This is a genomic window from Promicromonospora sp. NFX87 (assembly GCF_048564965.1).
Classification (GTDB): domain Bacteria; phylum Actinomycetota; class Actinomycetes; order Actinomycetales; family Cellulomonadaceae; genus Promicromonospora.
On sequence record NZ_CP183413.1, the window covers coordinates 1,946,052 to 1,958,691 of the forward strand.

General features: G+C 68.3%; 13 protein-coding genes and 6 tRNA genes. 10 read left to right on the plus strand and 9 right to left on the minus strand.

What is annotated here, in order from left to right; all coding sequences use genetic code 11:
* Positions 1 to 2: 2 nt before the first annotated feature.
* Both ACNYC2_RS08710 and ACNYC2_RS08715 read right to left on the minus strand, forming a co-directional pair.
* Positions 3 to 593 carry a dihydrofolate reductase family protein gene (locus ACNYC2_RS08710; protein ID WP_419706640.1) on the minus strand — a complete coding sequence of 197 codons (591 nt, stop codon included), beginning with the start codon at positions 591 to 593 and terminating at the stop codon, positions 3 to 5.
* 53 nt (positions 594 to 646) lie between these two features.
* Complete coding sequence (locus ACNYC2_RS08715) at positions 647 to 1,741, minus strand: chorismate-binding protein (protein WP_419706641.1); 1,095 nt, start codon at positions 1,739 to 1,741, stop codon at positions 647 to 649.
* 190 nt (positions 1,742 to 1,931) lie between these two features.
* Between ACNYC2_RS08715 and ACNYC2_RS08720 the strand changes: the two genes are divergently transcribed.
* The 3 genes from ACNYC2_RS08720 (at position 1,932) to ACNYC2_RS08730 (ending at position 2,229) form a co-directional block, all read left to right on the plus strand.
* Positions 1,932 to 2,003 (plus strand) — tRNA-Gly (locus ACNYC2_RS08720).
* Between the two features lie 67 nt (positions 2,004 to 2,070).
* Positions 2,071 to 2,141: transfer RNA gene (locus ACNYC2_RS08725), tRNA-Cys, on the plus strand.
* Between the two features lie 13 nt (positions 2,142 to 2,154).
* Positions 2,155 to 2,229: transfer RNA gene (locus ACNYC2_RS08730), tRNA-Val, on the plus strand.
* Positions 2,230 to 2,353: 124 nt separating this feature from the next.
* On the opposite strand, the gene ACNYC2_RS08735 is transcribed toward ACNYC2_RS08730, so the two are convergent.
* A complete protein-coding gene (locus tag ACNYC2_RS08735) occupies positions 2,354 to 3,541 on the minus strand; it encodes a damage-control phosphatase ARMT1 family protein (RefSeq protein ID WP_419706642.1) in 1,188 nt (395 codons plus the stop codon).
* A gap of 28 nt (positions 3,542 to 3,569) precedes the next feature.
* Entirely contained in the window at positions 3,570 to 4,310 is a 741-nt protein-coding gene (locus ACNYC2_RS08740; protein WP_419706643.1) for a GNAT family N-acetyltransferase, read from the minus strand.
* A gap of 202 nt (positions 4,311 to 4,512) precedes the next feature.
* Between ACNYC2_RS08740 and ACNYC2_RS08745 the strand changes: the two genes are divergently transcribed.
* A complete protein-coding gene (locus ACNYC2_RS08745; RefSeq protein ID WP_419706644.1) occupies positions 4,513 to 5,709 on the plus strand; it encodes a hypothetical protein in 1,197 nt (398 codons plus the stop codon).
* A gap of 81 nt (positions 5,710 to 5,790) precedes the next feature.
* On the opposite strand, the gene ACNYC2_RS08750 is transcribed toward ACNYC2_RS08745, so the two are convergent.
* Together ACNYC2_RS08750 and ACNYC2_RS08755 are read right to left on the minus strand one after the other, a co-directional pair.
* Positions 5,791 to 6,168: a hypothetical protein gene (locus ACNYC2_RS08750; RefSeq protein ID WP_419706645.1), complete on the minus strand. Its 378-nt coding sequence runs from the start codon at positions 6,166 to 6,168 to the stop codon at positions 5,791 to 5,793.
* A 124-nt stretch (positions 6,169 to 6,292) separates the two neighbouring features.
* Complete coding sequence (locus ACNYC2_RS08755; protein WP_419706646.1) at positions 6,293 to 7,201, minus strand: DUF2797 domain-containing protein; 909 nt, start codon at positions 7,199 to 7,201, stop codon at positions 6,293 to 6,295.
* A 332-nt stretch (positions 7,202 to 7,533) separates the two neighbouring features.
* On the opposite strand from ACNYC2_RS08755, the gene ACNYC2_RS08760 reads away from it, so the two are divergent.
* Positions 7,534 to 7,971 carry a hypothetical protein gene (locus ACNYC2_RS08760; protein ID WP_419706647.1) on the plus strand — a complete coding sequence of 146 codons (438 nt, stop codon included), beginning with the start codon at positions 7,534 to 7,536 and terminating at the stop codon, positions 7,969 to 7,971.
* A gap of 69 nt (positions 7,972 to 8,040) precedes the next feature.
* On the opposite strand, the gene ACNYC2_RS08765 is transcribed toward ACNYC2_RS08760, so the two are convergent.
* Positions 8,041 to 8,607, minus strand: a complete 567-nt coding sequence (locus ACNYC2_RS08765; RefSeq protein WP_419706648.1) for a dihydrofolate reductase family protein — start codon at positions 8,605 to 8,607, stop codon at positions 8,041 to 8,043.
* An 83-nt stretch (positions 8,608 to 8,690) separates the two neighbouring features.
* Complete coding sequence (locus tag ACNYC2_RS08770) at positions 8,691 to 9,089, minus strand: PPOX class F420-dependent oxidoreductase (protein ID WP_419706649.1); 399 nt, start codon at positions 9,087 to 9,089, stop codon at positions 8,691 to 8,693.
* Positions 9,090 to 9,361: 272 nt separating this feature from the next.
* Between ACNYC2_RS08770 and ACNYC2_RS08775 the strand changes: the two genes are divergently transcribed.
* The 4 genes from ACNYC2_RS08775 (at position 9,362) to ACNYC2_RS08790 (ending at position 10,654) form a co-directional block, all read left to right on the plus strand.
* Positions 9,362 to 10,243: a S1 family peptidase gene (locus tag ACNYC2_RS08775; protein ID WP_419706650.1), complete on the plus strand. Its 882-nt coding sequence runs from the start codon at positions 9,362 to 9,364 to the stop codon at positions 10,241 to 10,243.
* A gap of 162 nt (positions 10,244 to 10,405) precedes the next feature.
* A tRNA-Gly gene (locus ACNYC2_RS08780) sits at positions 10,406 to 10,477 on the plus strand.
* A gap of 25 nt (positions 10,478 to 10,502) precedes the next feature.
* Positions 10,503 to 10,573: transfer RNA gene (locus ACNYC2_RS08785), tRNA-Cys, on the plus strand.
* A gap of 6 nt (positions 10,574 to 10,579) precedes the next feature.
* Positions 10,580 to 10,654 (plus strand) — tRNA-Val (locus ACNYC2_RS08790).
* 73 nt (positions 10,655 to 10,727) lie between these two features.
* Here ACNYC2_RS08790 and ACNYC2_RS08795 read toward each other — a convergent pair.
* Positions 10,728 to 11,738 carry an NADP-dependent oxidoreductase gene (locus tag ACNYC2_RS08795; protein ID WP_419706651.1) on the minus strand — a complete coding sequence of 337 codons (1,011 nt, stop codon included), beginning with the start codon at positions 11,736 to 11,738 and terminating at the stop codon, positions 10,728 to 10,730.
* A gap of 87 nt (positions 11,739 to 11,825) precedes the next feature.
* On the opposite strand from ACNYC2_RS08795, the gene ACNYC2_RS08800 reads away from it, so the two are divergent.
* Positions 11,826 to 12,431 carry a TetR/AcrR family transcriptional regulator gene (locus ACNYC2_RS08800; protein ID WP_419706652.1) on the plus strand — a complete coding sequence of 202 codons (606 nt, stop codon included), beginning with the start codon at positions 11,826 to 11,828 and terminating at the stop codon, positions 12,429 to 12,431.
* The last annotated feature ends 209 nt before the right edge of the window (positions 12,432 to 12,640 follow it).

Below are 12,640 nucleotides of genomic sequence, written 5' to 3' on the forward strand. Positions count from 1 at the left end.
TGTCACCGGCGCAGGGTCACGTGCGTGACCTCGGGCGTGTGCCGCACGGAGGTGGAGGAGAACTCGATGGGCGGCACGCCGTCGAACACGCGGGTGCCCGAGCCGAGCGTGAACGGCACGACGTGCAGCCGCAGCTCGTCGACGTGGCCGGCGGCGAGGTACTCGTTGAGCGTCGTGGCCCCGCCGGCGATGGAGATGTCACGGTCGCCCGCCGCCTCCCTGGCCTGGGCGAGTGCGCTCTCGATGCCGTCGGTGACGAAGTGGAACGTGGTGCCGCCCTCCATCGGGATCGGGTCACGCGCATGGTGGGTGAGGACGAAGACGGGTGCGTGGTACGGAGGGTTGTCGCCCCACCAACCCGTCCACTCCGGGTCCAGCGGCCCGCGGCCGGCGGTGAACATGTTGCGGCCCATGATGTACGCGCCGGCGCCGACGATGGCGTCGACCTCGGCCTGGTGCGCGTCCCCGTGCTCGAACATCCAGGTGTGCAGCCGTTCGCCCGCGAGCGGCCCGAACGGGTGCTCCAACGACTGGTCGTGCCCGGCGGAGTAGCCGTCGAGCGAAACTGCCAGGTCTGCTTTCACGATTCCCATGCCGTGTCCGACGACGGAGGCCGGGAGAACTCATCGGTGTCCGACGAAACCCGCTACGAGGACGCCAGCGCGACCAGCCGCTCCGCCTTGAGCTCGGTCTCGTGCCACTCCGCCGTCGGGTCGGAGCCCCAGGTGATGCCGGCGCCGGTGCCGAAACGGAGCACGCCGCCTGTCCCGTCGTCGGCCCACCAGAACGTGCGGATGCCGACGGCGAGGGAGGCCTCGCCGTCCACCACCCAGCCCACCGCGCCGCAGTACGGGCCGCGGGGGACGGGCTCCAGCTCACGGATGATCCGCATCGCGCTCGACTTCGGCGCGCCCGAGACCGAGCCGGGCGGGAACGTGCCGGCCAGCAGGCGGCGCCACAGCTCGCCGGAGCGGACGACGTCGTCCGACAGGGTGCCGCGTACCCGCGAGACGAGGTGCACCAGGCCGGGGTGCTCCTCGACCTCCAGCAGCGAGGTGACCGCGACGGTGCCGGGGCGGCAGACGGTCTGCAGGTCGTTGCGCACGAGGTCGGTGATCATGACGTTCTCGGCGCGGTCCTTCTCGGTGAGCCCGTCGGGGGTGCGGGCGGTGCCCTTGATCGGGCCGGACTCGACGACGGTCCCGGTCTCCGGCTCGTCCCGCACGGACAGATAGAGCTCGGGGGAGGCGCTCACCACCCACACCGGGTCCAGCCCGGTCGCGGCGGGCACGTGGACGGCGGCCGCGTGCGGTGCCGGGTTTCCTGCGGCGAGCCGGGCGGCGAGCGCCCGAGCGTCGGGTTCGTCGCCCGCCGGTCCGACGGCGAGGGGCGCGGACAGCACCCGGCAGATGTTGGCCTGGTAGACGTCGCCCTCGCGCACGTGCTCGCGCACCTGGCTGACGGCGGCCTCGTAGCCGGCCTGGTCCATCGAGGAGGCCCAGGCGTTGGCCGGGGGACCGGTCCAGGTGGTTGCGGGGGGCGCCCCGGCGTCGTGCAGTGTGGCGAACCGCCAGGCGTGGGCCTGGCCCGTCGTTCCTGATTCCGAGGCTGCCTCGAAGTCTGCGACGACGAACCAGGTTCCCGTCGCGAGCCGTTCGGGTTCGGCCAGGATGTCGATGCACTCGACCGCGTCCGTCGCGACGCGTCCGGCGAAACTCGCCCATCCCGTGTCTCCGGTCACGTCGGGCGGCGGAGCTACGGGAGTTCGGCGGGACGGAACCGGGCGAATCGTGCGGTTTGCGGGCGGATGGGCCGGGCTGGGGGACACGGGACAACCGTACGGCGGCGCGATCGATTGGACGGTTAGCCCTCCGGTCGATTAATGTTCAGAACGCCGGAACACCGGGGGAAACCCCAGGATGCCCGGCATCGCGGATGTAGCTCAGTGGTAGAGCATCACCTTGCCAAGGTGAGGGTCGCGGGTTCAAGTCCCGTCATCCGCTCGGAAAAACGCCGCTCTCGTAGATCTTCGGCTGATGAGAGCACGCCTAGGTTGTAGGTTGGCCGGGCGGTGGGTTGGCCGAGTGGCGAGGCAGCGGTCTGCAAAGCCGTATACACGGGTTCGAATCCCGTACCCACCTCGCACAGCAGCATGGGCGATTGGCGCAGCGGTAGCGCGCTTCCCTGACACGGAAGAGGTCACTGGTTCGATCCCAGTATCGCCCACCATGCACGACAGGCCCTCTGGCCGGCGGAGACGCTGGCTGGGGGCCTTTCGCGTATTCGCTGGGTTCGAGCTGTACCCGAGCCGCAGAGGCGATGTTCACAGATTCTGTGGCTGGGGAAATCGAGATCAGGAGCGCACGTGGATGACGGCGTGGGTGCCAGCGGTGCGCCATCCCGGTGCGGTGGTCTCCAGGTGCGCCAGGCGATCCGGGTCCACCCCGACAGCGACGTCCGACTTGAGAGTCCGTAGCGCCGCCAGCGGTGCGGGGAAGTAGGCCGTCAGGTCCTGGAACGAGGTGATGGGATCCCAGCGGGCATCGCCGACGAGGCGCCGGTAGTTCAGGTCGCCCTTGATGATCACAACAGTCGCCTCGGCCAGCTCGGTGGCGAGGTCGGCGGGCAGCTCGTGGAAGCTCAGCGGGCTGCACCAGAAGGCATGGGCGCGGACCTGGAGCCGCCCGTCGCTGATTGTGGCAGTGAGTCGGGCGGCGATGTCGCCGGCGGTGTCACCTGCCGCCTCCAGGCGCCGTAGAACCTGGAGCAGGTCGGTGGTCGTGGCGTCGGAGACGTAGTACGGGTGCGGCTTGAGGTGCAGCGTCACCGTTGCGGCGCGCTCGGTCGCCAGGAGGCGGTCGATCAGGACGAGGTCGGCGGTCAGTTCCCGGCCGGCGTTGTCCGCGACGAGGTGCACCTGGCCCTCTGCCCCTGCGCCCAGGAGACGCCACAGCTCCGCCGAGTCGTCCGCGACGAGGTCGTCAACCTGGTCCTTGCCCTGGGCGGACGGCTCGGATATCTGGAAGCCGAGGTCTGCCCGGTTGCCCCAGAGCGAGGCGGCCAGTGCCGCGGAGAGGCCGGCCTGGTCGGGGGACTCGACCAGGCGGTCAAGGTCTCCCAGGTCGCGGGCCAGGTCGGGTGTGTCGAGCTCTGCGTTCTTCTGCGGAGCGAACGGGTCGATCCCGGCCCACGGTCCCGAACCGAAGTAGCCCGTGGCTTCGAGCAGGAGACGGTAGAAGTAGGACTCAGCCCACAGGAACGGAACGTCCAGCCACGCGCGGCCCAGGTACGGGGCCGCCCACTCTTGCCATGCCGCCCGGTTGTGAGCGTCGGGCGGGAGTGGCGGGATGGTGCCATCGATGGTCACCAGCAGCTGGTCGAGCGACTCCTGGATCGCCGGTGGATACGGCACGAGCCGACGGACGGTCGCGATCAGTTCCGGGTGCCGTCGTGTCAGGACGCCCCAGGGGAACGAGCCGGGAACGTTCGACACGATGGCCGCAGCGGCCGGAAGGGGATGCTGGCCGTGGTCGATGGTCACTCGCTGGCTCCTCGTTCGTCGTCATCATTCAGCGGTTCATGACCCTGGCGGCCGCGAGGGGGCGCCATGACATGCCGAGGCCACGATAGAGACGGACGGCGGCGGCGTTCCAGCCGTCGACGATCAAGGCGGCCCTGCCGTGGCGCTCGACGAGGCTGTCCAGGACGAAGCTGCACACAGCTGCACCGACACCGCGGCCTCGTGCCAGCTCGGCGGTCGCGACGCCGGCAAGGAAGCCGGCATCTGGAGCGCTCCAGGCGTCGGCGGCGCAGCCCAGCAGCGCTCCCGACTCGTCGCGCATGCCTGCCCAGCGGCTCACACCTGGCCGACCGGGTCGGGCATAGGAGTTCGGGAACGTCTCATCGAGCAATGCGGTGATGTCATCTCCGTCCGATGCGGTCAGCCAGGAGGCTGTGCCGCGGCGGCCTGTAGCGGTCTCGGTCTGCATCCAGCCGAAGGCGTCGACGAACTCCAGTTCTGGAACCCTGGTCACCACATGCCGAATCAGGCCTTCGTCGCCGATCGGCCGGAATGTGAGGCCGACGTGCGGCAGCACTGCGCGGACCAGAGCCGCGGCGTCGCCAGCAGGGCCCGTGACGGCAAGCCGGTCGCGGCCGGACAGCCCCGGCGCTACCACTGCGACGGCCTCGCCAGCAGTAAAGGCGCGCGAGCCACGTGCCGACCCTGCGGCGGCCCACAGCGCCAGCGCATCGCCACGAGCCGCGCCATGCACGTCGGCGAGGCTATTCAGCTCACGCACGGTGGTCACGAGCGCAGAATAGTCGCAGTAGAAGTCACTGCTGGGGTGTCGTCACCTACCGGGGCCGGGGCCGCTCTGTTGCCGCCAGTACGGCCTCTTGGAGCAGTCGTTCTAGCTGGCAGGTGACGCATCTGCGGCACACTATCGATCGTGACCGATCGGGTTCTGCATACGTTGACCGCCGTGCGCCGTCGTGTCGGAGGCGGTCATCGTGGAACTGAGTGAGGTGCTTGATTTCGTGGGCGAGTTCCTTTCTCGCTTTGCCGCCTTCGCGGTGTTGCTCACGGCTTTCTGGGGCCTCTTCAGCATCTTCCTCACCACCGATGTGCGCGTGCTCCGCCTGGCGGCGAGACGCAATCCTGGCGCGGCAGTGCGGATCCTCCGGCGAGTCCACCGCGCCTACAGCAAGAGGCCGCGGGCCGCGCTGGTGGACGATGTGGTTCTCGCAGCGCTCGCGGCCATGCTGGCCTGCTTCTCTGCCCTCCTCATGCTCCGCATCCTGGTAGTCCGCGAGCACGGATCCCTGCTCCTCGTGCTCCTCGCCGTCTACCTGGCGCACGTGCTCGGGCCAACCGGTCTCCTGCGCGCATATGGGTGGCTCGGTGGACGCGAGTCTCGGTTCGGTTTCCTGCCTCCGCCGATCCCTGGAACCAGTGGTTGGACCACCCCGAGCAAACGCCGCGAGATCGCGGCCAACCTGTATCGGGTGCGCCTGCACTACCACCTGATGCTGGCCGCCCTCGGCGGCGCGACCTTCATCTACCTCACCAAGGCCAGCGCAGACCCCGGAGTGGCCGAACTTGTTGGGTTTGTCGTGTCCCTGCTCCTCGCTTTCGGGATCGTGGAGTTGACGGCGGTTCTGCACCGCCGCCTTACCGGGCGACTGCACGTCGTCGGCCTCATCGCCGCGGTCCTGAAACCCCGGCGGACCAGCAAGCAGCAGCCGGAACTCACAGTGGAGCAGTCCCGCAGCCAGATAGCCGCTATCGCGGCGGCCACCGAACGGTACGCCCACCATCTCCACCACAAGCAGAATCGCCATCCCAACGCCCATCTGCTGGGCCTGGAAGTCGCTCTGCTGCGTGCCTACCTGGCCACGTTTGACTCCCTAACCCTCGACCGTCCCACTGAGATCACTCGGTCCCTGCGGCGCATCACTGCCGTCCTCATCGGGGGAAAGCATGACTTCCTCCGAGCTACCCAGGATCAGCTCGCATACCTGGTCGACGACGTCAGTCCGGCTCCTGCCCGCCGGGCCTGGACAGCGCGACTCTCCGACGCCGTCGACCTCACGGACAGGACCACCAAAGTGGTGGGACTCCTGATCGGACTTGGAACTTTCGTCCTGCTCGTCCGGGCGAACAGGGCATCGATCCAGGACCTCGCACCATGGTTGCCGTGGGGATGATGTGAGCGAGCTTGCCCGTGGACGCGATGGCACGAAAGCCGTCCGGTGCGCAGGGCGGGGATGCGCGTGCCGAAGACGACATCAGAGCTCGAACAAGACGGTGACCTCGTCTGTCAGCAGCACCCGATACGGCAGCGCGGCCAACGTCGAGCCGTCGACGTCGACACCCCGCCGCCTGGCCGCCTCTGCGAGGTCCTCCCACGGATGGGAACCAGGATTGTGGCGGTCGTCCGCCTGGACCAGATCCAAGAGCTCCGCGATCAGGTCGTCCGCCGTGCGCTTCCAGGAGATGTCCTCGCCAGTTCCGCGGCCGCCAGTGGTGACGCCTCGATCCATGTCGAGGCGTATCAAGGACTCGTCGGACAGACGCACGTACTGCGTGATCTTGATGTTGATGCTCGGCCGGACATTGTCCGTCGGTGTCTCGTCGACGTTGCAGATGGCCAGCGTCCCGATCACACGAAGGTCAGACAGGTCGAACGGCAGACGCTGAGCGGGTTCAACGTCCCCTGGCTTCCCATGGAACGGGGCGTAGTGAAACCCTTCGATAGAACCTTCCGAGGTCCCGCGGACGCCGTCAGCGTCAGAAGAGGACGTCATGCTGGACCTCCGTCGTCGCCCGGGGCTTCGCCACCGGCGTTGTCCGCGCTGTGAGCAGCGCATCGTCCTCGGCGCGGTTCAGCGCCCAGCCCTGGAGCAGGCCCGTGTCGAGCAGGACGATCCCGTCGGGCGTGGACAGGTACAGGTCGCGTCCGATCCGGCACACGACCTCGCCGTTGATCGTGGCTCCGGTCTGCAGGGGATCGATCTCCTGGTCGGCGACGATGCCGCCGTCGGGCAACCCGTACGAAGGGGTGTGATCCACCGGGCCGGTCGCGGTGCGGGTCTGGCCGGGCGGCCAGACCAGGCCCGCGGCCTGTTCAGCGGCGGCGACGAGCTCCGCCGCGCGGGCCGACGCCGTCCCAGGCGCCAGCCGGGCGCCGCGCTTACGGGCGGTGTGGACCTGCTGGGGTACGCCCAGCGCGGTGGTGAGCAGCGCCTCGCACCGTCTGGCGGACAGCAGCGTCCCGGCCGACAGGATCATCGAGGACAGCGCGCCTTGCTCGAGCAGCCGGGCCGGCCCGCGCTCCGTCGCCGTGATCCCGACCTTGATCACGCTCCCGTGGTGGGCGAGATAGACGCCGAACTCGCGGGGGTCGTCCAGGACGGTGTCGGTCGCCACCGACCGGGTGCGCGCGATCGCTGCGCAGGAGTCGCACTGGCCGGACTTGGCACCCGCGTCGATCGATGCGCGGGCGGCGCAGGGCACCCGGCGGCCGTCCCACCGCAAGCCGGTACAGCGTCGGTCAGGCCCGACCACGAGCGACAGGCGCGCCCCGAGATCGACAGCGCTGGCTCGTACCTCACCGGCCGGTGAGAGCCACTCCAGGGCGGCGCCGGCCTCGGTCCAGGCGAGCCCGGTAGGCCGCCAGGCGGCGCAGTGCGGATCCACGGTCCTAGTTCAGCACACCGTTCCGGCTCTGCCATCAGCCCCCGGATAGGTGGATGCCTCGCTCCTGTCGGGGCTTTTTGCGGGAGTGAGTGGCGAACGACTTCGAGAGTGCGCACGGACAACCTAGTGCGGGACGCCTGTGGTGAACCCGGATAGGTGTTCCATCGTGGCGTGAGGAGATGTCGGTCCGTCGTCGATTGTTTGTTCGGGCCGACGCGCCCCCAAGGGTGACCAAATTCGTGGAGCGAACGGTTACCCGGGGTTGGTAATGTTGGCGGTGGCGCACGGATCAGTGCGTCTGATCCGCGCCTGATTAGTGGTGGGCAGACGAGATGCGACTGAGCAAGCTCTTGATCCCGACCGTCATGATTGGGTTGTCGGCCTGTTCGGGCGGCGGGCCCGGACCTGTGGCCGATAGCAGCCTCGTCGGCGAGTGGCGGTGTGACCCGGACGGTGATCAAGTCGGCCTAGTCGAACTGGAAGACGACCATACGTTTGTGCTGGAGAACTTCTCCGCTGAGAAGGTGGCGAAGATATTTCCAAACTATGACGGTGTGGAGGATGACGTCATAGGAGGCTCGGGCGCTTGGAGTCAAAGCGAGTTCCAGAATTCTGGTGATTATATCGAGCTTCGATTCCTTTTCGAGGATGACGCAATGGGGGGAATCGGCAACGTCCCGGTGTTCATTGGTTCGAGTGGTGACGAAGCTCTCTATTTGCTATTCACAGAACCCGACTTCTCTGAGCGCATCGAGTGCGATCGGGTGTAGCCCAGCAGGGCAGACTCGGCCCGCGAACGTAACTGGTCAGCCTCGCCGACCCGGTGCGTCGTCCCGACGTCAGCCATCAGCCCCCGGCGGCGCGTCCAACACCGTGGGAACGTACTCCAGCAGCTGGAGCTGCCCGTCGAACAGATGGTTGTTGACCAGCTCGAGCCTGACGTCCGGGTACCCGTCAAAGATGCGTTCCTTGCCGTTGGCGCCCGTGATGACGGGGAAGACCACCACCCGGAACCGGTCCACGAGGCCGGCCCTGAGCAGCGACCGGCTCAGGCTCAGGCTGCCGATGGTGCGCAGCGGGCGCGAGGACGTGCGCTTCAGCTCCCGAACCACCTCTACGGCATCGCCGTCGACCAGCTCGGAGTTGGCCCACGAGAGCGGCGCCTCCAGGGTCGACGAGAACACCACCTTGGGACCGGTGGTCAGGGGATCGTCGGGCATCTTGGCGGCAAACCCGGACATGACCCGGTACGTCGTCGCGCCCATGAGTGTCGTGTGCGACGTCTCGGAGTCCGAGGTGATCCAGGCCAGGTACTCGGGCCCGCCCATGCCCCACAGGCCGGGCCAGTCCTCCGCCGCCGCGTAACCGTCGAGCGAGATGATGAAGTCCACCATCAGGTTCGGCATCGGTCTCTCCTTCGTCGGGGAATCTTCCGTACCAGGAGAGACCTGCCGTGTGCGGAGAACTCATCGCCCCGCGCGGATGACGGCTACTTCGATGCGACGTGCTCGATGCTCATCACCAGGATGACGCGGTCGGCGCTGTCCGGCGGCGGCAGCTGGTCCGGGTTGCCGTAGCGCTTGCCCAGGTGGACGTAGAAGTTGCCGGTCGGGTCCGGGATGACCTCGATCAGCTTGCCGCGGAGCTCGACGTAGCCGAACACGTCCTCGTGGTTGATGATCGCGAAGCTCATCGACGGGTTGCGCTGCAGGTTGCGGTACTTGGCGCGCTTCGTGGTGTGCGTGAAGCGCAGCGTCTCGCCGTCGAAGTCGAACCACATCGGGTTGACCTGGACGGTGTCGTCCGGGCGGATGGTGCCGAGGAAGCCGTAGTTCGGCGCTTCCAGGATCGGGATCAGGTGGGCGGGGACGATATCGGTCGCACTCATACCGCAGAACATAACCCGGAAGGGCTCCGCGATTCGGTATGGGGTGAAAGCGCGTCATGTTATGGCGTTTCACCCTATCGTGCGTCGACGGTGCCGGGTGAGACGACTTGAGACGAGCCGATTTCGTTTCCGGTCGGTTACATCTCATTTGAGGTCTTGTGGGGTGAATTGGGGAGGGCAATACTCTCCGCGAGCGAGACGGCAGGCGACGACGACCCGTCCTTGCCGAGCAGGGCTTGCCGCCAGCGGGCCCGTCACTCCAGGAGGATGCAATGAGAACCATTCGCACCACACTCCGCCCCGGCTCCGCGAAACGGGCCCGTCTGATCGCACTCGCAGCAGGGCTCGGGCTCGCGGTGTCCACCCTGGCCGGGCCGGCGGCCACGGCCGCCCCCGACAAGCCGACCGCGGCCGAGCTCGCCACGGTGCACGCCGCCGTCGGCAAGGCGGGCGTCGACGGCGTGGCCTGGTACACGGACGCCGCCACCGGGAAGGTGGTCGTCACCGCCGACTCCACCGTCACCGCGGCCGAGCTCAAGGCGGTCCGTAAGGCGGCCGGCACCGACGTGGACGACCTCACCATCAAGCGCGCCGCCGGTGTCTTCAAGCCGCTGCTCGGCTCCGGTGACGCCATCTACGGCTCGGGGTACCGCTGCTCGCTCGGCTTCAACGTCCGGAGCGGCAGCACGTACTACTTCATCACCGCCGGGCACTGCGGTGACGTGGCCCCGACCTGGTACACCAACTCGGCGCAGAGCACCCTGATCGGCCCCACCGTGGGCTCCAGCTTCCCCGGCAACGACTACGCGATCGTCCGGTACGACAACACCTCGTTGAGCCACCCTGGCGGCTACACCGCCGGCAACGCCTACGTGGGTCAGAGCGTGACCCGGGACGGCTCGACCACCGGCGTGCACTCCGGCACCGTCACGGCGCTCAACGTCAGTGTCCGCTACCAGGGCAGCGGCACCGTGCGGGGCATGATCCAGACCAACGTGTGCGCCGAGCCCGGCGACTCCGGCGGTGCGTTGTACAGCGGGTCGGTCGCCCTCGGCATCACCTCGGGTGGCAGCGGCAACTGTTCCTCGGGCGGCACCACGTTCTTCCAGCCCGTCACCGAGGCGCTCAGCGCGTACGGCGTGTCCATCTACTGATACTGCAGTTGACCTGCGCGGGCGGTGTCGTCGGCCGGTTCCGGCGACGCCGCCCGCACCCCGTTCGGGTCCCGGCGTTTCGATTGGACCGGCACACCGTTTGTGAACTACTCTTCCGGAGCGTCACCAACAGGGGCCCGAAAGGGTCCGAGCTGGTGCAACGCGGATGTAGCTCAGTGGTAGAGCATCACCTTGCCAAGGTGAGGGTCGCGGGTTCAAGTCCCGTCATCCGCTCGAACCCGCTTTGGTGGGAGAGCACGGTGGGTTGGCCGAGAGGCGAGGCAGCGGTCTGCAAAGCCGTACACACGGGTTCGAATCCCGTACCCACCTCGCAATGGGCGATTGGCGCAGCGGTAGCGCGCTTCCCTGACACGGAAGAGGTCACTGGTTCGATCCCAGTATCGCCCACCAGCAAGACAGAAGGCCCTCGGGCCGGCGGAGACGCCGGTCAGAGGGCCTTCTGCATGTCTGCGCCCAGCTCCGGTCAGACGCGGACGAGCATCTTGCCGGTGTTGGCGCCGCGCATCATGTCGAGGAACGCGTCGACGGTGTTCTCGATGCCGTCGACGACCGTCTCGTCGTAGGAGATCTCCCCGGCGGCGAACCAGGCCGTCATCCGCTCCTGGAACTCGGGGGCGACGTGGAGGTAGGCGCCGAGGGTGAACCCCTGCAGGGTGAGCCCCCGCGTGATGATGTTGGCCATGTTGTCCGGCCCCGGGGTCTTCCCGGTGGTGTTGTAGACGGCGATGGCCCCGCAGAGCGCGGCACGTCCGCCGTCGTTGAACGCGTCGAGGGCGGCTTCGAGGTGGTCGCCGCCGACGTTGTCGAAGTACACGTCGATCCCGTCGGGCGCGGCCTCGGCGAGCTGGGCACGCACGTCGCCGTCCTTGTAGTTGAAGGCAGCGTCGTAGCCGTACTTCTCGGTCAGCAGGGCGACCTTCTCGGGTGATCCCGCCGATCCGATGACCCGCTTGGCCCCGAGAAGCTTGGCGATCTGGCCCGCGGCGGTGCCGACGGCGCCGGCCGCGCCGGAGACGAAGACCGTGTCGCCCTCCCGCATCCCGGCGATCGCCGTGAGCCCCACGTACGCGGTGAGCCCCGTCATGCCGAGGACGTGCAGGCGCAGCGACAGCGGCACGCCCGGCACGTCGGGGACGACGCGGAAGGTCGAGGCGTCGTCCTGCACCGTGTCGGACCAGCCGTGCTGGTGCAGCACGACCGCCCCCACCGGGACGTCGTCGTCTGCCGACTCTACGACGCGGCCGATCGCACCACCAGGGATCGTCTCGCCGAGCACGAAGGGGGCGACGTAGCTGCGCACGTCGTTCATCCGGCCGCGCATGTACGGGTCGACCGACACGAACTCGTTGCGCACGCGCACCTGACCGGGCCGGAGGGCCTCGTGGGCGACGGCGACGGTGCGGAAGTTCTCGTGCGTCGGCCATCCGGTCGGGCGTGAGACGAGCTGGATCTGCGTGCTCATGAACTCGGACATCAACGTGCTCCCTCGGGGTGGGTCTATTCTGTAACGACTCTTCCAATATATACTGGACCGAGCGTTACAGAACAACTGGAGGCAGGGATGGCTCGGACGCAGGGCTTCGACCGCGATGTGGTGGTGCGTGCGGCGCGCACCCTGTTCTGGCGTGCCGGGTTCGAGGGCGCCTCGGTCCCGGCCCTGGAGGAGGCGACGGGGCTGAGCCGGTCGAGCATCTACAACACGTTCGGCTCGAAGCGAGGGCTGTTCGACGCCGCGGTGCAGAGCTATCTCGACGAGGTGATCCGGCCGAGGCTGCGCCCCCTGAAGGCCGACGACGTCGCCCCGGAGGCGGTGCTCACGTACCTGGACGGGCTGCGGGAGGCGTTCACGCGGGCCGACTCGATGTCGGCGACCAGCGGCTGCCTGCTCATCAACACCGCCACCGCGCCGGTCGTGCACGACGGCGAGGTGGCGCGCGTCGTCGCCGACTACCGTGACGAGCTGCGCGCGGCGATCGGCCGTGGGGTCGTCGCCTACCTCGGCCCGGTGGCGCCGGCGGAGCGGGAGCGCCTCGCCGACGCGGTCACCGGGCTCTCGATCGCCGCGTTCGCGCTCGTGCGGATCACCCCTGCCGAGGCCGACCGCACGCTCGCCACCGCTCGGGACCTGCTCACCGCGGCGCGCGACCAGGTGGCGCGCGCCCGCTGAGGCGCGCCGCCGTCGCGGCGAAGTGATCAATACCGAACAACATCTTGGCGCTTTGCGCCGCCCGGGCTAGCGTGACGCCCGGAAGCTGATCCTGAACGATCAGGAACGAACATCGATGCCGATGGCCACCGCGTGCGGATCGAGGAAGACCTGCACCGCCTCCGCCGTGCGCCCGGCGTCGAACGAACACTTCAACGTGGAAGGGGAGC

Bases quoted from the DNA above. Each gene is read 5' to 3' on its own strand.
- ACNYC2_RS08795 (WP_419706651.1), bottom strand. From the start codon at position 11,738: ATGTCCGAGTTCATGAGCACGCAGATCCAGCTCGTCTCACGCCCGACC.
- ACNYC2_RS08775 (WP_419706650.1), top strand. From the start codon at position 9,362: ATGAGAACCATTCGCACCACACTCCGCCCCGGCTCCGCGAAACGGGCC.
- ACNYC2_RS08770 (WP_419706649.1), bottom strand. From the start codon at position 9,089: ATGAGTGCGACCGATATCGTCCCCGCCCACCTGATCCCGATCCTGGAA.
- ACNYC2_RS08765 (WP_419706648.1), bottom strand. From the start codon at position 8,607: ATGCCGAACCTGATGGTGGACTTCATCATCTCGCTCGACGGTTACGCG.
- ACNYC2_RS08710 (WP_419706640.1), bottom strand. From the start codon at position 593: ATGGGAATCGTGAAAGCAGACCTGGCAGTTTCGCTCGACGGCTACTCC.
- ACNYC2_RS08760 (WP_419706647.1), top strand. From the start codon at position 7,534: ATGCGACTGAGCAAGCTCTTGATCCCGACCGTCATGATTGGGTTGTCG.
- ACNYC2_RS08800 (WP_419706652.1), top strand. From the start codon at position 11,826: ATGGCTCGGACGCAGGGCTTCGACCGCGATGTGGTGGTGCGTGCGGCG.